General features: G+C 65.0%; 20 protein-coding genes and 3 pseudogenes. 9 read left to right on the forward strand and 14 right to left on the reverse strand.

Annotated features, from left to right (window positions below; genetic code table 11):
* Window positions 1-87: 87 nt before the first annotated feature.
* From LBC97_15620 to LBC97_15630, 3 genes are all read right to left on the reverse strand, one after another.
* Complete coding sequence (locus tag LBC97_15620) at window positions 88-3,240, reverse strand: AAA family ATPase (protein MDR2567454.1); 3,153 nt, start codon at window positions 3,238-3,240, stop codon at window positions 88-90.
* Window positions 3,241-3,355: 115 nt separating this feature from the next.
* Window positions 3,356-4,186: a nucleotidyl transferase AbiEii/AbiGii toxin family protein gene (locus LBC97_15625; protein ID MDR2567455.1), complete on the reverse strand. Its 831-nt coding sequence runs from the start codon at window positions 4,184-4,186 to the stop codon at window positions 3,356-3,358.
* The gene (locus LBC97_15630) at window positions 4,183-4,995 is read right to left on the reverse strand and encodes a type IV toxin-antitoxin system AbiEi family antitoxin (GenBank protein ID MDR2567456.1); all 813 of its coding nucleotides are present in this window, start codon (window positions 4,993-4,995) and stop codon (window positions 4,183-4,185) included. The genes LBC97_15625 and LBC97_15630 overlap by 4 nt, the downstream gene beginning before the upstream one ends.
* A 237-nt stretch (window positions 4,996-5,232) precedes the next feature.
* On the opposite strand from LBC97_15630, the gene LBC97_15635 reads away from it, so the two are divergent.
* Both LBC97_15635 and LBC97_15640 read left to right on the forward strand, forming a co-directional pair.
* Window positions 5,233-5,652: a pyridoxamine 5'-phosphate oxidase family protein gene (locus LBC97_15635; protein MDR2567457.1), complete on the forward strand. Its 420-nt coding sequence runs from the start codon at window positions 5,233-5,235 to the stop codon at window positions 5,650-5,652.
* 76 nt (window positions 5,653-5,728) lie between these two features.
* Complete coding sequence (locus tag LBC97_15640; GenBank protein MDR2567458.1) at window positions 5,729-6,046, forward strand: hypothetical protein; 318 nt, start codon at window positions 5,729-5,731, stop codon at window positions 6,044-6,046.
* On the opposite strand, the pseudogene LBC97_15645 reads toward LBC97_15640, so the two are convergent.
* Window positions 6,046-6,306 (reverse strand): annotated as a pseudogene (locus tag LBC97_15645) (type IV toxin-antitoxin system AbiEi family antitoxin). The gene LBC97_15640 and the pseudogene LBC97_15645 sit on opposite strands and share 1 nt — an antisense overlap.
* Here LBC97_15645 and LBC97_15650 point away from each other — a divergent pair.
* The 5 genes from LBC97_15650 to LBC97_15670 all read left to right on the forward strand — a co-directional run bounded on the left by LBC97_15650 (window position 6,297) and on the right by LBC97_15670 (window position 9,479).
* Window positions 6,297-6,500: a hypothetical protein gene (locus tag LBC97_15650; GenBank protein ID MDR2567459.1), complete on the forward strand. Its 204-nt coding sequence runs from the start codon at window positions 6,297-6,299 to the stop codon at window positions 6,498-6,500. The pseudogene LBC97_15645 and the gene LBC97_15650 sit on opposite strands and share 10 nt — an antisense overlap.
* 290 nt (window positions 6,501-6,790) lie before the next feature.
* Entirely contained in the window at window positions 6,791-7,789 is a 999-nt protein-coding gene (locus LBC97_15655; protein MDR2567460.1) for an HNH endonuclease, read from the forward strand.
* A gap of 354 nt (window positions 7,790-8,143) precedes the next feature.
* Window positions 8,144-8,674, forward strand: a complete 531-nt coding sequence (locus tag LBC97_15660; GenBank protein MDR2567461.1) for a hypothetical protein — start codon at window positions 8,144-8,146, stop codon at window positions 8,672-8,674.
* Between the two features lie 122 nt (window positions 8,675-8,796).
* Window positions 8,797-9,084, forward strand: a complete 288-nt coding sequence (locus tag LBC97_15665) for a metalloregulator ArsR/SmtB family transcription factor (GenBank protein ID MDR2567462.1) — start codon at window positions 8,797-8,799, stop codon at window positions 9,082-9,084.
* A complete protein-coding gene (locus LBC97_15670; protein MDR2567463.1) occupies window positions 9,081-9,479 on the forward strand; it encodes a VOC family protein in 399 nt (132 codons plus the stop codon). The genes LBC97_15665 and LBC97_15670 overlap by 4 nt, the downstream gene beginning before the upstream one ends.
* Before the next feature lie 119 nt (window positions 9,480-9,598).
* On the opposite strand, the gene LBC97_15675 is transcribed toward LBC97_15670, so the two are convergent.
* From LBC97_15675 to LBC97_15715, 9 genes and pseudogenes are all read right to left on the reverse strand, one after another.
* Entirely contained in the window at window positions 9,599-10,192 is a 594-nt protein-coding gene (locus tag LBC97_15675; GenBank protein ID MDR2567464.1) for a CoA-binding protein, read from the reverse strand.
* 188 nt (window positions 10,193-10,380) lie between these two features.
* Complete coding sequence (locus LBC97_15680) at window positions 10,381-11,715, reverse strand: O-acetylhomoserine aminocarboxypropyltransferase/cysteine synthase (GenBank protein MDR2567465.1); 1,335 nt, start codon at window positions 11,713-11,715, stop codon at window positions 10,381-10,383.
* Window positions 11,712-13,793: an acetate--CoA ligase gene (acs, locus tag LBC97_15685; protein MDR2567466.1), complete on the reverse strand. Its 2,082-nt coding sequence runs from the start codon at window positions 13,791-13,793 to the stop codon at window positions 11,712-11,714. Before acs ends, LBC97_15680 begins: the two co-directional genes overlap by 4 nt.
* Before the next feature lie 301 nt (window positions 13,794-14,094).
* A pseudogene (locus tag LBC97_15690) lies at window positions 14,095-14,442 on the reverse strand (PT domain-containing protein).
* A gap of 42 nt (window positions 14,443-14,484) precedes the next feature.
* Window positions 14,485-18,096 (reverse strand): annotated as a pseudogene (locus tag LBC97_15695) (glycoside hydrolase family 3 C-terminal domain-containing protein).
* A 253-nt stretch (window positions 18,097-18,349) separates the two neighbouring features.
* Entirely contained in the window at window positions 18,350-19,180 is an 831-nt protein-coding gene (locus LBC97_15700; GenBank protein ID MDR2567467.1) for a carbohydrate ABC transporter permease, read from the reverse strand.
* A 10-nt stretch (window positions 19,181-19,190) separates the two neighbouring features.
* Window positions 19,191-20,072: a sugar ABC transporter permease gene (locus LBC97_15705; protein MDR2567468.1), complete on the reverse strand. Its 882-nt coding sequence runs from the start codon at window positions 20,070-20,072 to the stop codon at window positions 19,191-19,193.
* Window positions 20,073-20,154: 82 nt separating this feature from the next.
* The gene (locus LBC97_15710; protein MDR2567469.1) at window positions 20,155-21,510 is read right to left on the reverse strand and encodes an extracellular solute-binding protein; all 1,356 of its coding nucleotides are present in this window, start codon (window positions 21,508-21,510) and stop codon (window positions 20,155-20,157) included.
* Window positions 21,511-21,533: 23 nt separating this feature from the next.
* Complete coding sequence (locus tag LBC97_15715; GenBank protein ID MDR2567470.1) at window positions 21,534-23,624, reverse strand: beta-galactosidase; 2,091 nt, start codon at window positions 23,622-23,624, stop codon at window positions 21,534-21,536.
* Between the two features lie 205 nt (window positions 23,625-23,829).
* Between LBC97_15715 and LBC97_15720 the strand changes: the two genes are divergently transcribed.
* Window positions 23,830-24,831: a LacI family transcriptional regulator gene (locus tag LBC97_15720; protein MDR2567471.1), complete on the forward strand. Its 1,002-nt coding sequence runs from the start codon at window positions 23,830-23,832 to the stop codon at window positions 24,829-24,831.
* 84 nt (window positions 24,832-24,915) lie between these two features.
* On the opposite strand, the gene LBC97_15725 is transcribed toward LBC97_15720, so the two are convergent.
* Window positions 24,916-25,359 (reverse strand): substrate-binding domain-containing protein, encoded by a 444-nt coding sequence (locus LBC97_15725; GenBank protein ID MDR2567472.1) that lies wholly within the window; start codon window positions 25,357-25,359, stop codon window positions 24,916-24,918.
* A gap of 42 nt (window positions 25,360-25,401) precedes the next feature.
* Between LBC97_15725 and LBC97_15730 the strand changes: the two genes are divergently transcribed.
* Window positions 25,402-25,586 (forward strand): hypothetical protein (locus tag LBC97_15730; GenBank protein ID MDR2567473.1); only part of this gene is annotated, 185 nt, incomplete at its 3' end.

Here is a 25,586-nt window from a genome sequence, read left to right on the forward strand (position 1 = left end):
CGGTTGGCGACGGACGATGCCGTCTGGCTGGTGTCAGCCGCTTGGTTTGGGGGGTTTGGCGCACCTTTCGCCTATGGATGTTGGGAGTCAGGCCGGGGCGGCGTTGGCAGGGTTGGAGCGGTTGATCGGGGTCGGAGCGGATGGCTCGGTTGAAAGGAACTGTTCTACAGTGATCACCGGTTTGCCATACTCGGCGGCCTTCCGAGCCTTTCCCGATTGCGTCCCATGCTCGGCTACGACCAGAAAGTCGCACCGGGTCTTGGTGACGCTACCAACTGGAACCAATCCAACGCTTCGCGCATACGCTTCGATCTCGCTTCGCGTCATGTGATGCCCTCGGGCATCGGTTGCGTCTCCGGTGAAGCAAACGCGCGCACCACGGAAGACGACAGCGGACGGGTCGACCCCACCGGCGTGAACCAGGCCATCCGCCACTTCGTCGCCGAGCACGGGTCGAAGGAACTGAAGACGGCCAAGCAAGGTCGGTGACAACCCGGCCGACTTCTTAGCCACCGATTCGACGCGCGCGGCCAAAGCCTGGCGGATCATCTCGTCGGCGCGCACTTGCTCGCCCGCGATCACCTGGCCTCGGATCAATGCGGAGCTGATGATCTGGCTTAGGGAGAGGACATTGCCGAGGACTGATCCGACGGGCGACGTGGTCCACTCGTCGCGTGACAGCAGGTAGGTGGCCGCGTGGTCTCCGTTCGGCGTTCCGAAAGATGTGCCCCCGGTGCCGCCCCTTCGCTGAAAGATGCGGAGTGCTGCGCTGGCCCGGCGAAGCGCGGAACCCGCGCAGAGATCGGCTCTCTCGGATGGAGTCGCAGCCTCAGGATCGACTGCGATTCCGAGCGGCAACGGTAGCACCATGCCGAGCCGTTTGAGCTCCCAGTCGAGGTAGCCCGTCGTTCGGTCAATGTCGACTCCGACCGGTATGGCCCCCGAGGCCACGCGAGCGAGCACCGACCACGCTTCGGACAACGTCGGCGCGAGTGCGATTTCGTCCATGCTGATCCCGTAAAGCTCACGGGCTCCTGACAGGTCACGTTCCGGATTGACGAGAGTCGAAATGGCGGTGCCGTCTTCGAATGCGAGTGCTATCTCAACGGGTCGCGGTTTCGACCGGGCGTCGTCCGCTCCCACGGTGAGCACGGCGATGGCGACATGCTTCGCGTGGGAGTTGGCCGAAGTCGCGTCGGCGAGGAAACGGGCGACTCGCCGATCAGTTTTCAGGTGCGAGGGCAGCAGCGGCTTGCTGAGAACGAGTCCGTCCATTGACGTGCATCGGCTCAGCGCCACATAGGTTTGTCCAAAAGCAAAGGTTCCGCCAGTCAGATCGACGATCAGCCTGTCGAGAGTGAGGCCCTGGCACTTATGAATGGTGACAGCCCATGCGAGCTTGAACGGTAGTTGCGTGAAGGTTCCGACAGTGACCCGAGTCATTTTCCCAGCCGAATAGCGCGGTTCCGTGACCTCCCAGGTGTGGGGTCTGACCTCCACGAGGCTGCCGTCGTTGAGCATCACATCGACGCGGCCGCCACCCTCCCAGACCCTGGTAATGCGCCCGATCGAGCCATTGACCCACCTCTCCGCCGCGTCGTTGTTGAGGAGCATGATCTGGGCGCCGGTCTTGAAAATGACTTCATTCTCGACGGGCTTGTCAAAGCCACTTATGTCACCGCTGGTCACGGCCTCGTGATGGTAGACCGCGCCGGGGAGGCGTTCCAACGCCTGAACGTTTCGCGCGTTGACAATGCGATTCGTCGGAGCGACCCTGAGCCAGAATTCGTCATCCGGCGGGGCGAAGTCCGCGCGAACTCGGGTGTTGAGCGCGTTGCGCATCTCATCGACCAAGACTCCCTCGCGCACCGCGTTGAGCAATCCTGTGAGTTGGTCGTCGCCGATTTGCCTAAACACTTTCGACAATGACACCGTGCGGAAATGCTTCCTGGTGAACGACGCCGCCGAGAAGAAGTACGGAGTGTCGTAGCGGCTTTCGAGCCACGACTTCTCGCTATCGGGTACGACAGGTGGCAATTGGAACAGATCGCCTACAAGTATCACCTGCACGCCGCCGAACGGTTGGCCTTTGCGCGGCCCAAAGCGGCGCATCGCGATCTCGACTTGGTCGAGGAGGTCGGCGCGAACCATTGACGCCTCGTCAATGATCAGGGTGTCCATGCCCGCGATGACCTTCGCGAAACGATTGGGCCGGTAATCTCCAGAAGCGACGGTGTCCAGGGTGGTGTTCGCGGTGAAGCCAAACAAGCGATGGACGGTCAGTCCGTCAACATTGAGCGCGGCGATGCCTGTGGGCGCGGCGACTACAACCTTGCGGCGCGTGTTCTCCACGAAGTGCCGAACGAGTGTCGACTTGCCTGTTCCCGCCTTCCCGGTAAGAAACATCGAGCCGCCGGACTCCAGGATTTCCATGGCGCTCTTGAACTCGTCAGTAAGTTCAATCCAGGATCTGTCACCCGGCTGGTCGGCGATCGGGCGGATAGCTTGCGTTGTCGCGTCTCCCATGTGTCGCGCTGGCGCGGCATGGTCAGCCATTGGTACGGAAGCCCGTGACTCGGCACTGTATGCCGCAACCTGGTCGAAGACCGTTCCTGGAAGATGTGTGATGATCTGGCGAAGCGGACCGTCGTAACCTTTCCGTCCGAATCCCACGACGGCGACATTCCTTCCCAGGTCGTCGATCCCGAGAGAACCGATCATCGGGGGAGACGCCGGCCGCCAAGAGTAGGTGTACCCGTGGCAGTCGCTCGAGGGACTGAGTTCGGCAGCCCAAACGGGCAGTTGACCGTCGCTGCCGAGGAGCATTCCATTGTCGGAGAGGTACTGCACCTGGACTATCGGGGTGGTCTCCGGCTCTGAGGGGATCGCGGCCGCCGCCGGCGGCGGCACGAGGGGGGAAATCGGCGATGAACACGGGATGCGCATGCGCCAGGCGTGGAGTGCGTCAACGAGTGCGCCCGCGTCGCGCCTGGACTCGCGCCGGAAATACACCAGCGTTGTGCTGGTGCGGCTCTCAATGACTATCTGACCGTTCGTGAACAGCGACGCCTGTTTCATCGCGACGCTCAAGATGTCTGAAAGCGGTATCCGCACAGCTGCAACTCCAAGCGCGCTTCGCCCCATGGCGTTGGTTGCTGTCACCGTCAGCGCGAAGCCGTCCAGCGCTACGCGAGTGCCGTAGAAGTCCAGGAGCAGGCTCTCAAGGTGGCCGTCGTTCACGATTTCAGTGTGTCAGAAGCCCGCTCCGGCGCGGAACGGCCTTGTTGAACCAGCACGCTGTCAGGCCCGCATCAAGAACCCTGGTCGAAAACCTGAGCAAGTCGAGGTCAACTTGTCAGGCCCGTTCGCATCTTGGGACCGCTCCAGTCAGGGGATCACGGTTCAGGTGTTGAGGTGGTTCGGCAGCCGGTCGATCACCAGGTCGGCAGCTTGGTCGATATCGTAGCCGCCCGGTGGGGAGGCTGTGAGCGGCGAGATGTCGTTCCGGAATTGAGGGTTCGCGAGCTTGACCCGCAGGTTGGCGATGGCGCGCGGACGGGTCAGCCCTTCGGGACGGTAGGGCGCGAAAGCCGTCAGCACAGACGATATGGGGGTCGAGGTTGAGCGTGGTTAGGGCCAGCCAAAGGTCGAACAGGTCGCGGCCTTTGGAGCGTTGGTAGAGCGCCCTGATCTTGGTGGCGACCAGTTCGGCGGGTTGGAAAGTGGTGACTTCCGCCGAACCGCGCCACCACGACGACCCGACCTGGAAGGGCAGGCGGGCCAACGCCAGGGCTGGGGAGCGTTCATGCGTGTTGACCTCGATCTTGATCTTCAGTGGGAGGTCGTCATCGGTCGTGGTCTTCCAGACCACCTTCGGGTGGAGCCGCAGAACGCTTGACGTCGTGAACCCCAGTTCTCTGCCGAGTTCCCCTAGCGCGGTGACTAGTGGGCCGATCCCGCCGGCTGTGGTGCGGACGTAGTCGAGGTCTTCGCTGTAACGCAACGGCCCGGGCAGGTGCAGTTTGTGCAACGCCGTGCCGCCGCGGAACACGAGTTCGCGGCCGAGGCAGGGGTGGGTGGCTATCTCGCAGATCGCTCTGGACAACAGAAGGTCTTGTTCCACCTGGGACGGGAGCGGCCATGGGTGGGTCGCGGACCATTCGCGGACGGCCAGTTCGGAGATCATGCGTCTAGCTCCAGGTCTGTGTTGATGCGCAGGTTCCAGTCTTTGTCGACCGGTCCTTGGCGGGCGCCGCCTGGGGAGAGCAGGGAGGCGGTGGGACCGCGGCCAGCGGCGGCGGGCCTCAGCTTGTCGAGGCCCTTCGTGGCGGTGTGGTTGGCGAGGATCCAGCCCACCCGGCGCACAGCCGCAGCCGGATACAACTCCGCGATGGCGACCAGCCTCGCCGCGTCGATCCCATCGTCTGCCGCCAATTCGACGATGACGTTCGCTGCGTTGTCGATCCCCCCCGCCCGGGGCGGCTCGGCGGCCACGTCCAAAGCGGTCGCCTCCCGGCTGGAGACCGGCACGTCCCCGGCCGCCACACGGCGGGCAACCACCGGAATCCGGGCAATGCTCGCGCGGGTGTAGAACTCGACTCTAGCCCGCCCAATCTGCCGGCCCTGGGCGTGTTTGGAGCACGCCACCTGGAACGTTTGGGGCGCGTGGTGGGCAGCGCCGTGAATCTGTGCGGCCGAGAGCCACCCCACATAGTAAGAGGCCCCAAGATGAACCATCCACGCCCCGATGTATTCGATCGCGGGATACGACCCCAGGCCGCGATGCTGGGAGGGGACTGGCACCCACAGCCCCCTGGCCGGGGCAACCCACTCGCCGCGGGCCATCGGCGCGCGCAACCGGACCCGCACCTGGTTAGGCGGGATGCCCAGGAGCCGGGCGGCATCGGCGGTGGTCAAGGCCGGCCGGCCGCGCGCCAACGCCCAGTCCGCCAACCGGGGTGCGGGGACCGCCTCGGCAGCCGCTGTGGTATTCACATCGTCTATCGTTACACAGATAGTAACTATCGGCAATTGAAGCACTGTCGGCAAGCCTGGAGGGATCCGGGCATCTTGCGTTTCCGGGCGCAGGAGTCCGCCCGCTCTCCACCTGCTGGTGGCCGGCGGGGCCGCGCCGGGTTGTGCGGTCTAGGCCGATAGGCTGGAGGCCCACCCCGAGCGTTGGCTGAACGGGCGGCATCGGCCAAGTTGCCGGCCGGGCCGGCTGGGAGAGAAATGATGAGAGACCCGGAACAGACGATCGGCAACCTGATCGACAAGCAGGGTGTGGCGTTTATCGCGTCCGTGGGCCCAGACGGGTACCCGAACATGAAGGCGATGCTCCCGCCCAGGCGGCGCGAGGGAATCAAGACGTTCTGGTTCACCACCAACACCTCGTCCATGCGGGTGGCCCAGTACCGGGAGAACCCCAAGGCCAGCGTTTACTTCTACGACAAGCGCTTCTTCCGGGGCGTGATGCTGAAAGGCGCGATGGAGGTGCTGACGGACGCCGCGACGAAGGAGTTGATCTGGCAAGAGGGCGACACCATGTACTACCCGGGCGGGGTGAGCGAGCCTGACTACTGCGTTCTGCGGTTCACGGCTGCCTCGGGCCGCTACTACGCCAACTTCAAATCGGAGGACTTCGAAGTCTAGGGCGGTCCGTGTCCTGCTTCGCCGCCCTTCGGTCAATGGTCACCACCACCGAGCCGGGCTGCGGCACGGGCTCACGGTGGCCATTGAGACGCACCAGGCGCGCGGCCGCGTCCACGACGGCGACACAGACACCATGCACGATGCCGTCCACAAGGGCTGGCGACGCGACCTCGCCGAGGGCCGGTCTTCGGTCTTGGCGGCAGACGACCGCCGCGCCGTCGCGGTGCCAAACGACCGCGCCCGCGAAGACCGCATCCAGGCGGGTGCAGCCGATCCGGGCCGGAGTGCCGGCCCGGCCGAGGGCGTGTCCGCGTCGGTTGGCGACGTGGTCATCACCCGCCGCAACGCCGTAGCTGGGTCCACCTCCGCCAGGGAGAGGAGCAGCGTGGCGTGAAGGCCGCCGCTGTCGGCGAGTTCGACGATGAGGTTGGCGGCGGAGTCGGTCCCGGCCACCCAGGGCGGTTCTGCCCCAACGTCGAGGGCTGTCGCCTCGCGGCTGGACGCCCGCAGGTCGTCGGCAGCCACTCTGCGCGCAATCACCGGGATCCGGGCAACGTCGGCGCGGGTGTGGAACTCGACCCTGGCCCGACCGCCCCTGGGGTGATCACACGGCTTATCGTCAAGAAAACCGTCACGATAAGTCGATGGAGACACCACTCGATGCCAGAATCCCGGCAGGCCCGGTTACGGCCGGTTACGAGGCGGAGACTGTGGAGCTCCTGCTCCTGGCCGAAGAACTGGCCAGGCGAGAAGCCGGCCAGGATCGTTACGACGCTTCGCCAATTCGGCTGGCGGCCAGTTGGTGCCGGCAAGTGTGCCGCTGGGTGCGCAGCGGCCCTACCACTTGAAGTCAGCCGGGCCCCACGGCGGCGCGTATTACCGTTCCGGCGCGGACAACTTACAGACCAGGTCCAGCATGGTCGACGAACTGGTGGTCCGGCAATCCGCGAGGCGGCCCCGAGCGGCGCGGGTTTTCGATCGCGACGCATTCGCCGACGGCGGGCCTGCTCGCCAAGGGTCCGCTGACCCGCCGCCTCGCCCTCAGCTACAATCGAAGCCGCATGCGGGCGCGGTGAATCGGTCACAGTGCGCCCCAGCGCATGCGCCGGGTTCTCAATGAGTCTGGAAGGGCCACAATATGCCAACGCCGCTTTTCGCTGCACTGCTAATCGCCGCGCCGACCGTCTTTGGTGCAATCACTGGAAATGTCGCCGCTGCCGCTATCGCGCTGGCGCTGGTTCTCGTCGCCGACCCGATCATCTGGAAGGTCCGCAAGGATCGCTATTTTGGGTCGGAACAGTTCCAGGCGTTGCGCGCACAAGTGGCATCACTTGTCATCGAACACAATGACGTCGCTCAGTATGTGGATGAGATTCGGTCAGAGGGATCGTTCGAAATAGGCGCGTCCGCCTCGGGTCGTCATGCGCACTTGGCGACGTTCGAGAACACCTCCGCATGGAGGAACCGACGCGACCGCAACCTCGTCGAATACGCGCCGCACGTGCATAACGCGTCCCTCCAGGTCGTGCGCAACGCGAGCATGGACCCGATCAAGTACCTCATGAAGTACTTCTCTATCAAGGCGGACAAGCCGACTCTGGCCGACGTTCAGCGGGTGGCGGGGTCCATCTCCCGATTGGAGAATGCCGTCTTCAACCTGAAGGAGCGTGAGAGGGACATCACGTCGAGGATCAACCCGCCCGCGTTCATTCTTAAGCGATACGCTGCTGAGTTCTGGCACCAGATCGGCGTCCATCTGTCGCCCATTTCAGTGCCCTATCCGGAGTACAAGTTCCAGTACGTGTCGGCAGGTGGCAACAGCAGCCAGGAATCGGTCATTCGACTTGACACGCCTGCGCTTGACGTACTGTCCGCGACGCTTGCGGACAAGATTCGCTGGGCGAAATCGGCTGCTGGCCAGCGCGCGCTGATGACAGCCAGATTGCGCGAGCAAATCAAACAGCGCGACCGGTACACGTGTTTGCAGTGCGGCGTTTCCCTCGCTGCTGAGCCCCATCTGCTGCTCGAAGTCGACCACATCATGCCTGTGTCCAGAGGTGGTCTCAGCACTCCCGAGAACTTGCAGACGCTATGTTGGCGTTGCAACCGATCAAAAGGTGCCAGGATCGTGGCCTAGCCCTCTTGCCGCAACACCCCGCATCGCCGGCGTTCGCGGTGATTGTTGAGGCGCTTTCCGCACGTATCCAGAGCCATGATCCTTTGAGGCTTCGCTTCGGCGGCCACGGGCGTCAAGCGCCTAGGGCACCCGCCAAGTCGGCGAGCGCGTGCTCAGGCCTGGTGTCCGAGTGCCCAACATCAGTAGCCAAGTGACGAAGGCTGGCGCCCAGGACCGCCGGCCGGAGAGGGGCGCTGGTGCGCTCAACAGAGAATGGGATTGAACGGGATCAGCCAAAACAATCACTTGATCTGGTAGCACCGCCGCTCTTTGTTCAATTCAGGGGCGGCAGTTTGTTCGACTCAAGGGCGGCAGATGGCTATCACCAAGTATCTGGACACGCATCAGGTGTTCACGGCGGCCGACTTCGCGGCGGCCTTCCCCGGTAGCGTGACGGACGTGAACCTGCTGGCGCGGGCAACACGGTCGGGTGCTGTGGACCGCGTGCGGCAGGGTCTGTATGTGTCGAAGAGCGGCCAATTCAGCGGCGCGCAGGCCGACCCGATCTACGTGGCTGCGGCGGCGGCCGATGACGCCGTGTTCTGCTTTCTGCCCGCCCTGCAACTCCACGGGGTGCTGCACAACGCGGTGAACGTCACGCAGTTCTACAGCGGGCGCCAAATCTCGCGGTTCGAGTACGCCGGGCAGGCCTATGCGCCGCGCCGCCGCCGCCCCAAGGGACTTCTTGTTGAAATCCTGGGCAGCAAGCAGGTTCTTTTCGATAGCTTTGCGAGGGAGTCGGCCACCGCTGACAGCGCGCCTGAGGCCTTCGATGTTTCCGAAGCCGACTTAGCGAAGCAAGTTGTCGCCGCCGAGCGTCAACGCCTCTTCTCGCCGTCTGGCTGAGGGCAACACCCCGAACGGGCGGCGGGCGCGCTGTCTGCGGACGCCGGCAAACCCGTTGTCCAGCCGACCCCGTCCCTGCGAGGTGTTGAAAGGCAAGTTGATGCTTGCATATAATGACACCCGTGGGCGATGTCTACAAAGCGCTAGCGGACGGGACGCGGCGGCTCATCCTTGACGAATTGGCCGAGCGAGACGGCCAGACGCTGTTCGAATTGTGCGGGCGCCTCGCCGCGCGCCACCAGATAGCCTCGACACGGCAGGCGATCTCCCAGCACCTCGCTGTGCTTCAGGAGGCGGGCCTGGTTCGATCCCGGAAGGACGGCCGCACCAGGGTTTTTCGCCTCGACACCCGACCTTTGATAGAAATCGCCGAACGTTGGCCGATCAACCTAAAGGAACCCCAACCATGAGCATCCGCATCCGAGTCACGTCCGTGTTTGTCGACGACCAATCCAAGGCTCTGGCGTTCTATACCGGCGCGCTCGGCTTCCTGCCCAAGATGGACCGGCCGGTCGGCGAGTTCCGCTGGCTCACGGTGGTTGCCTCCGGCGACGAAGACGGCCCCGAGTTGCTGCTCGAGCCGAACCAGCACCCGGCCGCCCAGGCGTACCAACGGGCCCTGGCCGCAGACGGGATCCCGGCCGTGCAGTTCGAGTCGCGTGACGTGCAAGCCGACTTCGAGCGCCTGTCCGCCCAAGGCGTGCGCTTCACCCAGCCGCCGGTCCAAATGGGGCCGGTCATGACCGCGGTCCTGGACGACACGTGCGGCAACCTCGTTCAACTGGTCAGCCCGCCGGCCGCCTGAGACGCAGAACTCGCGCGGAGTCGCTGCCCCGGACCTGCGGGCGAGTAGGCCGTTGTCCCCTGAGCGGCCGCCGGGCTGAACTCTGGCCCGTCACACGGCGACGTTGCCGTTGGCAGGGCTCAGCGGCTCCCTCGGCCGGGTTCGGTTGGGCGTGCCGGCCCGGCGACCAGCGCCCGGCGGGAGGAGATCACGCCCGTGTCGAAGCCGGCCAGGTGCAGGCCGCCGTGGAAACGGGCGTGCTCAATCTTGAGACAGCGGTCCATCACGACCTTCAGACCCGCCCGCGTGGCCAATTCCGCCGCCTCCTCATGCCAGGAGCCCAGTTGCAGCCACAGCACGCGCGCGTCAGCCGCGACCGCCTCCCGTGCCACCCCCGGCAGGTCGTCATGGCGGCGGAACACGTCCACGATGTCCGGTTTGACCGGCAAGTCTGCCAACGCCGGGTAGACCGGCCGCCCCAGGATCTCGCTGGCCCTGGGGTTGACGAAGAACACCTCGTAGGGGGTCGAGGACAGCAGGTAGGTCGCCACGAAGAAGCTCGACCGAGAGGGGTTCGGCGAGGCCCCAACCAGCGCTACCGTCCGCGCCGCCGCCAGAATCTCATAGCGCTCGGCGGCGTCCGGCGGCTGCCACGGCCCGCTCGAGAGGGCCGACCTCCGCCCCTCCGCCCCGCCGATGCCGTCTCCGCCGCCGACCGCCCCCGGTCCGGCCACCGCGCCCACCCCCGGTTCGCCCTTCGCGCCCGCGCCGCCGATGCCGACCGCCCCCGGTCCGGCCACCGCGCCTACCCCCGGTCCGCCTTCCCCGCCCGCGCCCGGTCCGCCCTTCGTGCCCGCGCCGCCGATGCCGTCTCCGCCGCCGACCGCGCCCACGCCCGGCCCGTGCACGCCAGCCCCGCCGCTCACCGCGACATCACCGCCCCGGCAGGCCCGGCCGGCCCGACCGCCTTGGACAGCGCCTGGTCGATGTCCCACAGGATGTCCTCCGGATCCTCCAGCCCCACCGAGACTCGGATCAGGTCCGCAGACGCGCCCGCCGCCTCCAACTGGGCGTCGGTCAACTGCCGGTGGGTGGTAGACGCCGGGTGGATGACCAGCGTCTTCGCGTCACCCACATTCGCCAGATGGCTGGCGAGGCGCAGGTTCTCAATGAACCGCTCCCCGGCGGCGCGGGCGTCCGCGGCACCGGACGGCCTCAGCCCGAACGCCAGCACGGAGCCGGGCCCGGCCGGCAGGTAGCGCCGCGCCCGCTCGAAATGCGGGTGCGATTCCAAGCCCGCCCAATTGACGTATGCCACGCGCGGGTCGGCCTCCAGCCATTCGGCCACCGCCCGCGCCCCCGCCAAATGGGCGTCCATCCGTTGCGGCAAGGTCTCAACCCCCTGCAGCAATTGGAACGCCGATTGGGCTGGCAGCGCCGGCCCAATGTCCCGCAGTTGCTCCGCCCGCAGCTTCGTCAAGAACCCGTACTCGCCGAAGTTCCCCAGCCAACTCAGGCCCCCGTAGGCGGGCACCGGCTCCGTCAGCTGCGGGAACCTCCCGTTCCCCCAGTCGAACCGGCCCGATTCGACCACCACGCCGCCCAACGTTGTGCCGTGCCCGCCCAGGAACTTGGTGACCGAGTGGATCACGATGTCCGCCCCATGCTCTATAGGCCGGCACAGGTACGGCGTGGCCAGCGTGGCGTCCACGATCAGGGGCACCCCGGCGCCATGCGCCGCCTGGGCCAGCCCCTCGACGTCAGCGATCAGCCCGGAGGGGTTCCCTATCATTTCCACGAAGAGCGCCTTCGTGTTCGCCCGGATGGCGGCGGCGAAGTCGCCCGCCTCAGCCCCGTCCACAAACGTCACCTCCACGCCGAACCGCCGCAGCGTCACGTCGAGTTGCGTCACCGTCCCCCCGTACAGTTGCGCCGACGCCACAATGTGGTCGCCTTGCCCCGCCAATGCCGCGAAGGTTATGAATTCGGCCGCCATGCCCGATGCCGTCGCCACCGCCCCCAGCCCCCCGTCCAGCGAGGCGAGCCTCTCCTCGAGCGCCGCCACTGTCGGATTGCCGATCCGGGAGTAGATCGACCCGTACTTTTGGAGCGCGAAGAGGTTGGCGGCATCGGCGGCGTCTTGGAAGACGAACGCGGCCGACTGGTAGATGGGCACGGCGCGGGCCCCCACCACCGGATCCGGGATGCCGCCCGCGTGCAGGGCGCGGGTGCGAAAACCCCATTGTCGGTCGCTCACACGGCCACCTCTTCTCGAATCTTGGGCGCCGCCCGGCGGTGGGCCAGGGCGGCCTCAATGCGGTCGATGGCCTCCGCGTTCTGCAGGGAGGTCATGTCGCCCAGCGGTTTTGAATCGTGCAACTCGCCGAGCAGGCGGCGCATGATCTTCCCGGAGCGGGTGCGGGGCAGATCCGGCACCAGGAGCACCTGCGCGGGTTGGGCCACCGGCCCTATCCCGTCCCGCACGTGCGCCCGCAATTCCCCGGCGGCGTCCAGGGAGGCCTGATGCCAGGTGTCCAAGTCCCCGGCCGGGCCGGGCGGCGTGGTCGGGATGACGAACGCGACCGCGACCTGGCCTTTGATCGGGTGGTCCACGCCGGTGACCCCGGCCTCCCGGACGAACGGGTGGGTGACCAGCGCGGATTCGATCTCGATGGTGGACAGCCGGTGCCCGGCCGCGTTGATGACCTCGTCGAGCCGCCCCAGGATCCACAGGTATCCGTCCGCGTCAATGGCGGCGCCGTCGCCCGCCAGGAAGTAGCCTTGGGCCTCGTCGCCCCGGCCTGCGAACTTGCGCCAGTACGAGTGGAGGTAACGGCCGGGGTCGCCCCACACGGTCCGGGCCATCGCGGGCCACGGGCGGGTGATGACCAGATAGCCGCCCTGGCCTGGGGGAACGGGCCGGGCGGCATCGTCCACCACGGCGACCTCCAAACCGGGCAAGGCGAACGTGGCGGAACCGGGTTTGAGCGGCGTGGCGCCGGGCAGCGGCGAGACGATCGTGGCGCCGGTCTCCGACTGCCACCAGGTGTCCACGATCGGCGCGCGGCCGCCGCCGATCTTCTGGTGGAAGTAAACCCAGGCCTCCGGGTTGATCGACTCGCCCACGGTGCCGAGCAGCCTGAGGGAGGACAGGTCGTATTGCGGCGGCGGCCCGTCCGGGAAGCGGGCGGCCAACATGCGGATCACCGTGGGGGCGGTGTAATAGATGGTGACGCCGTAGCGTTCGATGATCTCGAAATGCCGGGCCGCGTGCGGCGTGTCCGGCGTGCCCTCGTAGATCACCTGGGTCAGCCCGTTCGCCAGCGGGCCGTAGATCTCGTACGAGTGGGCCGTCACCCAGGCCAAATCCGCGGTGCACCAGTGGACGTCGTCCGGTTTCGCGTCGAAATGCGCCCAATGGGTCCAGGCCGTCTGAACCAGGTAGCCGCCCATGGTGTGGACCAGGCCCTTCGGGCGGCCGGTGGTGCCGGAGGTGTAGATGATGAAGAGCGGGGTTTCGGCGTCGAAAGCCGTTGCCCGATGCCGTGGGCTGGCGTTCCCGACCACCTCATGCCACCAGAGGTCCCGGCCGGGCGTCCAGGGGACCTCCTGGCCGGTGCGGCGGACCACCAGGACGTGCTCCACGTGGTCCAGGCCTTCGGCGGCGGCGTCGGCCGCCCCTTTGATCTGGGTCTTGACGCCCCTGCGGAACTGGCCATCGGTGGTGACCAGCAGCTTCGCTTTGGTGTCCGCCAGGCGGAAGCGGACGGCATCGGCGGAGAAACCCCCAAAGACCAACGAGTGGACGGCCCCGATCCGGGCTATCGCGAGTGTGACGATGATTGTTTCCGGGATCACCGGCAGGTAGACCACCACGCGGTCGCCCTGCCCCACACCCATCGCCTCGAGGGCGTTGGCGGCCTTTGAGACCTGCTCCAGCAGGTCGGCGTAGGTCAGCGTGCGGCGGTCACCCGGTTCGCCCTCGAAGTGGATCGCCGGTTTGCCGCCCAGGCCAGCGGCCACGTGGCGGTCCACGCAGTTGGCCGCGACGTTGAGCTTGCCGCCCGCGAACCATTCGGCCTGCGGCACCGTCCAGTCCACCACCTGGCCGTCTTGTTCGACCGGCCTGGGCGGGGACCAGGAGTGCGCGGTGTGCCAGGGCTTTTCCCAGGTCAGCCGCCGGGCGGCGCGTTCCCAGAACCCCACCGGGTCCGCCGCGCCCTGGGCCGACAGCCGCGCCAGTTGGGCCGCGTCTATGTTCGCCTGCGCCGCGAACGCGGGCGGCACCTGGTAGAGGCGCGTCTCGTTTTGCAACGGGGTGATGGTTGAGGTCATGGTTCGGCTTTCGGCCCGGGTGGTCGGCTGGCAAAGCCTACAAGCGGGCGCGTGGCCTGCGGCCCGAGTGTTAAGGCGAAATCGGGGACGGTACCTGTTTCCGGCGAGCCGGAAACCGGGACCGTCCCCGTTTTCGCGTTTCTCGGTTGGGGCTGGGGACTCAGTCCCCAGCCCCAACCTTCATCTGCTGTTGTCTTCTATCGGTTTGGGAGTTGATCAAGCGGAGAACCAGTGTTCAAGTTCGCGCGGATTCTTCCGCCGTCATCTCAACGCCCGCCGACTTGGTGAACCGTGCCGTTGTTCACTTCCTGGTCAGGATGACGGCCCGGCGGCGGTACGCCGCGCAGCCTATCCCGACAAGGAGGAACACCAGAGCGGCGCCTGCAACTGGTCGCAGCTCGGAACCGGTGATGGGCAACTGATCCGTGGGCTTGTCCGTCGGCTGATCCGTCGGCTTGTCCGTGGGTTGATCCGTTGGTTCATCGGTGGGTTGGTCCGTCGGTTCGTTCGTTGGCTGGTTTGTGGGTTGGTCCGTCGGCTCGTCGGTCGGTTGGTCCGTCGGTTGGTCCGTCGGCTCATCCGTCGGCTCATCCGTCGGCTCATCCGTTGGTTGATCCGTCGGCTGATCGGTCGGCTGGTCCGTTGGTTGGTCCGTCGGCCCGTCCCCTGGGTCGGGTTGAGGTTCCACCGCCAAAGACGCCAGCGCCGAGATCAGTTCCTTGACGGCGGCGTCGACTTGCGCCTGGGTGGCCGAGGCGTCGGCCAGCACTTGTTCGGCATCGGCGAGTTCGGCTTGCAGGTCGGACCAGGAATCGGCCGTGTAGACGTCATCCGTGTTCGATAGAGCCGCCACCGTGTTGTACAGGTACTGCAGCACTGACGAATCGACCGCTGGTTCCTTGGGCGTCAAGCCGTTCAGGGCGGCGTCCAAGGCCGCAAACGCGGCGTCGATCTCCTCCTGAGTCGCGTTAGCCGAGGCCAGAGCCGCTTCAGACGCTTCCAACGCGTCCGTTAGCGCCTCCACCGACTGGTCGGTGAAGCCGTCCAACTTGGGGGTCAGGGCGTTGCCGACCGCGACCAGAGCCTCAAGAGCAGACCGGCTGACCGGCACCGTGAACAACTGCAAGTCGCGCACCCGGACGTCGCTTTGGCCGAACACGATGTAGATGTCGTGCGTGCCGGGCGCGATCGGATCGGTCACGTCCACGTCGACCGTGGTGTAGCCGATCTCCCGACCGGAGACGTCAGCAGCAGTCGTTCCCCCGGGGATCAGGTACGCGGCACTGCCCGTGGACTCGAAAGCCGCCGAACCCAGAAGCTGCCCGTCAGGCGCGTCCAGCCGCAATTCGAGAGACGAGGCCCCGTTGGTCGAGGCGACGGTCAAAGTGACCCGCTTGGCCATCCCGTTGAACTCCACGTCGTTCAGCGCTGTCCACGCTCCCGCCTTGCGCGACATCACGGTGTAGTAGCCATTAACCAACTCATCGGCGGCCAGTCCGGCCACGGTGTTGGCCTTCGAGGACTCGCGATAGGTCACGTCCGACGAGGCGAAGCTGGTGTCGAACACATTGACCGGAGCGGTCGTCGCGTCGATTGAGCCGATCTCCCCGCCCTGCACGGCCAACGTGGTTGACGTCGGCAAGCTGGCGCTTGATCCGCCTGCGGCAATCGTGTAGGTGCCCGTTTCCACCACGAAATCGTTCTTGGAAACATCCCAGAGCTGTGTGGCCTGAAGGTTGATCGGCACTTCCGCGATGATCGTCGCGCCAGCCGGCACGGTCACTTTCTCGAAGCCGACCAGCTTGCGCTGGGGAGCGGCGTCGCCGTAGGACGAGCCGGGGTTGGTCGCGTACACCTGGACCACGGTAGAACCAGCCTTGGTCCCAGTGTTCGCGACCTTGACGCTGGCGACTTGGGTGCCGTTTCGAGTCGCGACGGAGATCTCGTCATAGGTGAACTGGGTGTAGCCCAGGCCGTACCCGAACGGGTAGGTCACATCCGCGTCCGTGTACATGTAGGTCAGTCCCGTCTCGACCGGGTCGCCGTTGGACATGTCGACCGTGAAGCGCGGGTCGAGGGTCTCCAGGCTGATCGTGGCGTTCTGCCCCTCCGGGATCGAGTATTCGTCGATCGGCGGCAGAGCCGAATCGTCCGCGTACCAGGTGCTAGTCAGCCGGCCCGAAGGGCTGGCAGCGCCAGACAGGATGCGCCCCAGGGCATAGTTGCCGTACTGGCCGCCGTCAGCCGCGTACAGGATGGCCCCCACATTCGGATTGTCCTGGATTTCCTGCACTGCGACTGGATAGTTCGCGGAGACAACCACAATCGTCCGCCCGGGATAGGCTGCGGCGACGGTTTCGACCAGATCATATTGTTCCTCGCCAACACGCAATGAAGAACGATCCGCGCCTTCGCTGGAGCTATTCCGAGCGGGTGCTCCGATGACTACCACCGCATAGGACTGCGGCGTTGCTGCCGCCACCGCAGTCGCCCCGGCCGCCCGCGTCTCCTCAATGTAGAACTTCGTTTCGGCGGTGTTGAGCGCTGCGGCGTTGGCGGCGTTGCTCAACACGGCAGTGGCTCCAACCTGGCCAGTCGCGGGATCGACGGTCAGGTAGCGGCCAGCGGTGTAGTAGGTCCTCTCGAAGCCGCCCCCGAACGATTCGCTGAAACTTCCGAGGACGAATGACACGGTGCCGTCTGCATTGTGCTGGATGCGCACGCGGTACGGCAGGGTCGTTGAACTGGTTCCGAGTTGCTCTGTGCCGCCCACGTTGACCGAATTCTGCGCGTAGCGCACCCAGCGGCTATTGCCTTGAGAAAGGAGGCTATATGCTCCTTGCCCCCAGGAGAAGAGTTCGAATCCGGTGGCCTGGGACTGCGTGTCTCCGTCTGCAGTCAACGCCGGCGCGGTGCCGGTGCCGTGCGACAGATACTTCCCGTTGGACGCCGACTTGAGCGAAATGACGCTGCCGTCATTGGCGCTGACGGTGTTTGCGAACGCGGCCTCAATCCCCTGAACAGGAGTGAGCCCGGACCCCTGAATCGCCGGCGACGCATTTGCATATGCGGCCCGGAAATGGGCGTCGGAAAGCGGGCCAACGACAGCCACATCGCTGTCAGCGGCGAGCGGAAGGAGGTTTCCCGTGTTCTTCAGCAGGACGATGCTTTCTTCGGCCGCCCTCAAAGCCACATCCTGGTGCTCTGAGACCGTGTAGTTTACGGGGGTTTGGCTGGCCGCCGAACCGCCAACGAACGGGTAGTCGACCGGGTACCCCGAACTGTCGCGCTCGTTAAAGAGACCGTTTCGGATCAGCGAGGTGAGGTTCGCTCGTGCCACCTTCTCCACGTCGGCCCAGGTCACTCCGTAAAGCCCCTTGTCAATGCCGTCTATTAGAGTGGCGAAAGGCGCGTTATTGCCTTGGTTTACCCAAATCGCGCCCTGTTCGGCGACCATGAACAGCGAGGTGGCGTCCTCAACGCTCGCCGTATAGCGCAGGTCGAACCCGTTGCTGAAGGCGTTGTCAACGTTGATTCGCCGGTCAGCGCCGTTGTCTGGGACGGTGTAGAGGCTTCCCGCACTGCCCCAAGGAGTTAGGTCCTGGGCATAGTTGATCAGCGGCGAAAGCCCGTTCGGCACGCCGTTGGTACGGCCGTAGGTGGTGAGCATGCCGCCAATCGCGCCGGACTCAAAGCCCTTGAGGGCCGGTTGGACATAGTATTCCATCAGCGTGCGCGCGCCGACGTCGTTGCTCGAGTTCAGCCGGAACCACTGGGCGAGGTACGAGGTGTAGTGCTTGGTGTCCACCATCGCCTTGGTCCAAAAGCCACTGTCGTTCCCCTGCTCGTCAATCCCAGAAATGCCCCTGGACATGAGATCCACAAACTGGCTGGCAAGTTCCGCGTCCTCTCCGAAGCCCTCATCCAGCCGGCCGCTCAGCGGATTGATTCGAACATCTTGAAGGGGCGCGCTGACCATGATGTTGGCCGCGCTGATGCTGGAGAGGAAGTTCTCCTGGTAGAGCTTTTCGTCGCCGATGACAGTGCCGATATCGCTGGCGAGGTCTTTGCTCCAGGTCTGTCCAACGGCCAGCGGAGCCGGGAAATAGGTGGAGATGCCGTACAGCCCCTCACCCCAGACCTGGGAGCCCGGCACCACTTTGCCGGTGTTGGGACCTGTCTTGATGGAGTAGTCGCCACGGGTGGAGTTTGCCCAGCGAACTATGCCTTCCTTGTCCACGTAGGCGATGAGGGTGTCCAGGTAGGCGTCGAGGTGCTCCGGTTCGCCGTCGAACAGGGGCATCCCGTCATACGTTCCGCCCACTTGGGTGGCGAAGGTGATGTCCGCCTGGGCGGGCGTAGACACCGTGAGGCCGGGCAAACCCACGCCCAGCGACAGAGCCAGCGCGACGGCTCCGACTCCCGCCCAAGAGCGGCGGCGGCGCCGCGCCCTTGTAGTTGCCGCAATTCCTTGTTTCATGAGGATCCTTTCATCCTGTGGTTGAGTGCCTTTTGCTATTCAGTTGAACGGCGGGCCTGGTGGGGCGCGAGGCCCGTCAGCCTTTGACGGCGCCTGCGGTCATGCCCTCCACGATTCGACGGTGAAGCGCTATGTAGATGACAATGCTGGGAATGACGGTGATGACCACGGCGGCGATCATGCCCACGTAGTCGGTGGAATAGCGGCCCTGGAAGGTTGTCAAGCCGACCGGCAGGGTCATCTTGTCCGGATCGGACAAGAAGATCTGCGGGAACAGCAGGTCGTTCCAGGCCGTGATGAAAGTGATGACGGCGACAGTGACCAGGGCGGGCATCGCCGTTGGGCAGATCACCCGGAGGAAGGCCGTGAAGACTGAGCAGCCGTCCATGATGGCCGCCTCCTCCATCTCATGCGGGATGGCTTGGAAGAACCCGCTCAAGATGAAGATGGCGATGGGCATGGCGAAGACGACGTGGGGGATGATGACTGCGGGGAAGGTGTTGATCAGCCCCAGAGTCTTGAACATGGAGAACAGCGGGACAATGGTCGCGTGCATCGGGATGGTCATGCCGAGCAGGAACAACCCCAGGACGGCCTTGGACAGTCGCCAGCGCAACCGGGTGATCCCGTAGGCCGCCATCGCCGAGAGGACGGTGGTCAGGGCCACCACCGCGACCGCCACAATCGCGGAGTTGATGAAGTACCGGGCGATCTTGCCTTCGGTCAGCGCGCGGGAAAAGTTGTCCAGGGTCGGGTTCGCGGGCAGCGACCAGGGGGACGCGAACAATTCTTGGCCGGTCTTGAAGGAGTTCAAGACCAGCCAGAAAATGGGGTAGAGAAAGAGGACCGTGAAGAACGCCAGCAGCGCATAGGTCGGCGCCTTGGCCAACGTTCTTAAGAAACGCATCGCTGACCTTTCAGTACTCGATCTTCTTGGACTTGAACACGTAATTGCTGATCACGATCGCCCCCACGCAGAGCACCAGCAAGATGTTGCCGATGGCGCTCGCGTAGCCGTACTTCATGGTCCGGAAAGCCTGGTAGTACATGTAGGTGGACATGACTTCGCTGGCGTGGTTGGGGCCCCCTTTGGTCATGGCGTAGACCAAGTCGAAGTACTTCAGCGAACCGGTGATGATCAGGACCGCGTCGACCTTCAGGATTGGCCGGATCAGCGGGAGGGTCAGCGAACGGAATTGCTGCCAGCGCGACGCGCCGTCGAGAGTGGCGGCCTCAAACAACTCGCCGGGAATGCCGCGCATCGCGGCGAGTTGGATCACCATGTGGTAGCCCACGAATTGCCACATGACCACCACGATGATGGCCACCATGACGGTGTTCTCCTCCGACAGCCACTGGTGTTTCAGCCCTGTCAGCCGCAAAGCGTCGAGGAGCTGGTTGACCATGCCGAATTCGGAGTTGTAGATGAAGGTCCAAGTCAGGCCGACAGCCACGCCGCAGACCACACACGGCATGAAAAAGACGGACTGGAAGAATCTGCTCCCCTTGACCCTGTTGAACAGGATGTTCGCCAACAGCAGGGCTAGCGGCATGTGCGCCAAGAACGACCCCACCACCATCAAGAGGTTGTTGCGCAGACTCTTGAGGAAGATGGAATCCTTGAAGAGGTTCTCGTAGTTGTCCAGCCCAATGAACTGCGCCGGACTCATCAGGTCGGTCCGCTGCAGGCTCAGCACCACGTTCTGGACGATCGGGACTAGCAAAAAGACCACGAACAAGACCAAGGCCGGGCCGACGAACAACGCAATGGTGCGCTTCGACCGCAGCAACCGGTTCACGAACGATCCTTTCGTTGGGGCAGGACGGGAGCCCTTGGGGCTGGCAAGGGCCCCCGTCCCTGCGGACGGTCAGTGGTTGGCTTCAGCGCTCCGCGTTGGCTTCAGCGAATGCCTGTAGTTCGTCGAGCTTGGTCTTTGGATCCTCGCCCGCGATGATGGCCTGGGCGGCGTTGTTGAACTCGACGCCCTCACCGGCTCCGAAGACTCGGTCGAGCCACGGCGTGACGCCGGTGAAGCCTGACTGCAACTCGGTGATGGCGGCCGAGAGCGGCGACAGCTTGGAGCTGTCCAACTGAACCCTGGTCGCGGGCAGCAGTTGGGCGTTGTAGGCGTAAGCCTCCTGGGCGGCCGTGTCAGAGAAGAGTTTGATGAAAGCGGCGGCGGCTTCGGGGTTCTTCGAATTCGCGCTGACTGCGAACACTTGGTCCATGTCGCCGACCGCGACATTGCCGGCCGACGGGTCCTTGGGCGGAATGTTGAAGACCCCCACGTTCGCCGAGACCAGCGAGGCGGAATCGCCGATCATCGCCGTGTCCCAGGAACCCATGTAGTACATTGCCGCCTTCTCCTGGATGAACAGATCGCGGCCTTCGTCGTTGGACATGCCGAGATACCCATCCGGGAACGCGCCCATGTTGGCCAGGTCGAGCAACATCTGGCCGGCCTCCACATAGGACGGGTCGTTCCACTTACGCGAACCGTCAACGGTGCCGTCGTACAGTCCGATGCCGTCGGCATCGTTGGCAAGTTGTTGCAGGAATTGGCCGGCGATCCAAGCGTCCTTGACCGGGACGGAAACCGGCGCGATCCCAGCGTCCTTGAACGTGGCAACAGCCGCCACGAACTCGTCGTAAGTGGTCGGCACCGCGACGTTGTTCTCCTCAAACAGCCGAGTGTTGTAGTACATCACCGCGACGGCTTGGGTGTGGGGTACGGCGTAGATCTTGCCGTCAAAGCTGACCGGCCCAAAGGCGCCTTCGTTGAAGCGGTCTTTCCACTCCGCGTCCTTGTCGAGCAGTTGCCCGATCTCGTAGACCTTGCCGCCCTCCACGAACGGCTGCAGGTAACCGGCGGTCCAGGTGAAAAACACGTCTGTGGCCGAATCGGAGGCCATCAAAGAGGCCAATTTGGTCTTGTAGGCCTCGTTCTCATAGGTCTCATAGGTGAACTCGACGTTGAATTCGTTGTTGGCGTTGAACTCTTCGGTGACCTGCTTGAAGATGTCCATCACCGCCTGATCGTTGGCGCTGCCGACAAACATCGCGGTCATGGTCTGTTTCTTGGCGTCCCCAGACGACGACGGGGACTCCTTGTCCTCGCCGCAGGCCGCGAGGCCGGCCAGGCAGACAGCGCCTGCCACCATTCCGGCGCTGACTCTGCGCAGCGCGCCCTTCGTCACGGGGGCGGTGGAAGCCCTTTTGCCAAATGTCTTCAGCATTATCGATTCCTTTCTGTGTTTGTTTACTGCTCTATAAGCGCCTTGGCGTCCCAAGACCCCAGTCGCAATTCCGAGCCGACTGGGTATGGATCGCCCGACGTGATCTCGTTCAGCGGGGCGGTGGCGGAGAGCTGGCGCTCATCCCAGCCCCAGTTGAAGACGAACCAAATCCGTTGACCGGCCGAAGTCGTCCCGGAGGCCGCCGTTATAGGCGCGGCGACCGGGCCGAAGGGCGGCTTGATGGACTCCGGCACGGCCCAAGTCGCCAGTTGCCGGGCCAATTCGAGCGGAGGTAGGGTCCCGACCAGGGTGATCCTCCCTTGCCCGGCCTCCTTGGACGTGACGGCGGCGAAGCTCGCGAAATGGGGATGGCGGTAGCCGGCCAGCACCTCTGCGCCGTTGGGAATGAGGCACTCAATCCAGTCTTGGGCCGCGGCTTGTTCACCTAGGCGCAGAGGACCGTTGGGCGACGCGTCTATCCGCACCGGCGTCTGCAGATTCGAGAACTCCTCGTACCAGGCCCCTGCCGCCTGGGCCAGGCCAGCCGGTTGCGCGGCGAGCCGGACGCGGGCCTCTTCATCGGCGTAGGCCGTGCGCGGTCCAACTATCAAATGGCCGCCCAACTCGGCGTATTCGCGCATCAAGTCCAACTCGGCGTCGGTGACGCAGTAGGTCCCGGCGGCCACGAGCACGGGGAACCGCCTGGCCAGTTCGGCCGCCCCGAGGCCGACCGCCTGGCCCACGTGGATGATCCGCGCTTGGAGGCCCGCCTCAATCGCTCCCCGGTAGAAGGAGTCGAAGATGCGCTCATAGGCCTGGCCGTCCGGGCCGCCATCGGCCTTCAGCGGCGGCATGAACTGGAGGGCGTAGCGGCTCGGTGTTGACCAAAGGAAGGCGATGTCCGCGTCAGGCTGGTAGCCATCCATTAGCGGTCCGAGCGTGGCGAGTTGTTTGCCCAGCGCGGCGACTTCCTTGTAAACCCGGCCTGGCTTGAGGCTGTGGGGCAGCACGCCGCCCCAATAGGTTTCCGCCCCGAAGCGCAGCGTGTGCCAGTGCCAGTACTCGACCATGGCCGCGCCTCGCGCGATCAGGGCAAATGCCGCCTGTCGGAGTTGTCCCCGGTAGGGCGGGCAGTTGAAATGGGAGCCGTCAATGGACTGGGCGTTGGTTTCAGTGATGAGGAAGCGGCTCTGCTTGGTCGCGAAAGCCCGGTCGGCCTGGCGCAGCAATCCGGCGGTTCCGGTGGTGGTCCAGTGGCTGGGCTGCGGGAGACGGCCGCGCTGGTCGAAGTGGTCCTGCATCCCGTAGTAAAAGTTCCCCGCGGCCACATCCAGAACCTCACCCAGGTCCTGTTCGGATATTCCGGGCTGCGAGTATTGCAAACAGGTGGTGACGAACTGGTCGTCGCGGCGGTATTGGTCCACGATCCTGGCCTGCCAGGCTATGAACTCGGTGGTGAGTTTGGCTTGGAACCGCCGCCAGGCGAGGTCGTACTGCGGAATCGCGTTGCCCTCGGGGCGCCAGAGCTCAGTCCAGTCGGAGAGCTGATGAGACCAGAAGACCAATCCCCATTCGTCGTTGAGGCGCTCGACTGTTCCATACCGGTTCTTCAACCAGCCGATGAAGCGCTGGAAGACGTGATCGTTGTAGAGCAGTGCCACGCCGGGCTCGTTGTCCAGTTGGAAGCCGATCACCGCCGGGTGCGGGGCGTAGCGGGAGACCACGGCCCGGATCACCCGTTCGGCGTGGAACCGGTAGGCCGGCGCGCTGTGGTCCACCTCTTGACGCGAGCCCCACGGGATCCGCGCGCCGTTGGCGGATTGAGCCGCTATCTCCGGGTGTTTGCGCTGCAGCCAAGGCGGGACGGCGTAGGTGGGCGTACCCAGAATCGCGCTGATGCCCCGGGCGTGCGCGCCGTCCAAGACCGGGGCCAGCCAATTGACGTTGAAGACTCCCTCGCGGGGTTCCCAGGCTGACCAGACCGACTCTCCGACCCGGATGACCGTGAAACCTGCCTCCCGCATAAGGTCGAGGTCACGGTTGATGTCGCGGCCCGGTTGGTACTCGGCGTAGTACGCGGCACCAAACAGGACCCCGGCGAACTGAGGCTTCATCGCCACTGACTTGCTCCTTCTCGGGGGACGACCACCTGGGATGTTGTCGACAACATCACAGGCTAGACCGCCCGCGCCCGTCGCGCAAGCCCTGTTACCTTTCTGTGATCTTGGTCGCGTCAAGAACACGGCCCCAGGTGCCGGGCGTCGCTTGATCGGCGATCAGGCAACGTAATTGGGACGCGGGTCTGGTAAGACTGTGGACATGCCCGCGCCAACTATCTACGACGTGGCCCGGATCGCGGGGGTGTCGCACCAGACCGTAACCCGGTACCTGCACGGATTCGAGGGAATCAGCCCCGAGACGCGCCAGCGAGTGGCGGACGCCCTGTCGGAAGTCAACTACCAGCCGAACATTGCGGCTCGTTTTCTCCGCTCCCGGTGGAGCAACCGCATCATGGTTTTCACCGACAGAATCGATCAGAACGGCCCGGCCCGGGTGCTGCTGGGAGCGAACGAACTGGCACGCGAACGGGGATACTTCCTCGACATCGTCATGGCGGACGGCGTTGACCCCAAGTCAGTGGCCCGATCTCTCGACACTCTCCTGGCCCAACCAACTGCGGGGATCCTGGCGACCGCCAAGACGCAAGTGGTGATCGAGGAGATCAAGAACCGCTCGACCCAGATTCCGTTGGTGATTGAAACCGAGGCCTCGGAAAACGCCGACGGGCCCGCTTTCAACGAACTGGCGGGTCGCTACGCTGCCGACCACCTGCTTGACCTAGGGCACCGCGAAGTCGGCTACCTGGCCGGGCCCGAGATCTACCTGGCCTCGCAGGAGCGTTTGACAGGTTTCACGGGCCGGATCCGCGAGCGCGGCGGCGCCATCCGCTGGGTTCGGCACGGCGACTGGTCGCCCGAATCGGGTTACGCGGCCTGGGATTCCCTGAGCGATCCTGAACGAGCCGTCACCGCCGTGGGCGCGTCCAACGACTCCATGGCGATGGGAATCATCGCCGCCGCGCGCGCGTCAGACATCGGCGTGCCCAGCCAACTCAGCGTGATCGGCTTCGACAACCTGCCGGAAGCCCGCTTCACGCAGCCGCCGGTGACCACCGTGGAAATGGACTTCGAAACGGAGGGGCGCACAATCATGGCCGTCCTGATCGCCAAGATCGAAGGCGCTCCCGAACCGGAAATGCGCCAGCCCGGCAACCCTTACGTGATCGCCCGCGAATCGACCGGCCGCCCGCCTGCCGGTTGACCTTGCCCGGCAAGAGGCGAAAACGGGGACGGTACCTGTTTCCGGCGAGCCGGAAACAGGTACCGTCCCCGTTTTCGAGGCCGGCTAGGCCGACTGGCGGCGGACCAAGGCGACCGGAAAGGTGAGGGAGGGGGCCGCGAGGGTTGGGTCCTCAATCATGGCCGTCAGGGTGCGAAAGGCCCATTCGCCGGTTTGGCGCAGAGGCTGGCGGACGGTAGTCAACTGGAGCGCTTGCGCGGTCACGCCGTCGTCGAAGCCCACAATCCCAAGCTGGTCGGGGACCCGCAGCGCCAGCCTGGCGGCGGCCAAGTGGGCGGCCGCGGCCAGTTCGTCGTCGCAGGTGACCGAGGGAAAACCGGGCGCGGCCCAGTCCACGAAGACGGCTGGCAGGCCGCCCTTCTTGAGGGCGGCGGCAATTCCCTCGGCGACCGGTACGGACATCACGATCACGCCGTCCAGCCTGCGCAGGGCGGGGAGGCTTTCCAGGACGTCGGAGGATTCCGCCGCCGATTGCACGTCGAAGACCACGATCTCCGTGTCGGCCGGGCTGGCAGCGAAAGGAGGGCGGAAATGGCCGCAGGCGCCACCGAACCGGGCCCGCGCGTCTATCCCGCCCCGGTCAAACTGGGCCAGCTCATGGGCCTCTACTTCGCCATACAGCTGGTCGTCAACACCGCGAACGGGGGAGCCGCGACCTTCTTGCTGCCCCTCCGGCTGCAGGACCTGGACCCGGCGACAAAGGTTGGCCACTACGG

This window comes from Bifidobacteriaceae bacterium (assembly GCA_031281585.1).
Classification (GTDB): domain Bacteria; phylum Actinomycetota; class Actinomycetes; order Actinomycetales; family WQXJ01; genus JAIRTF01.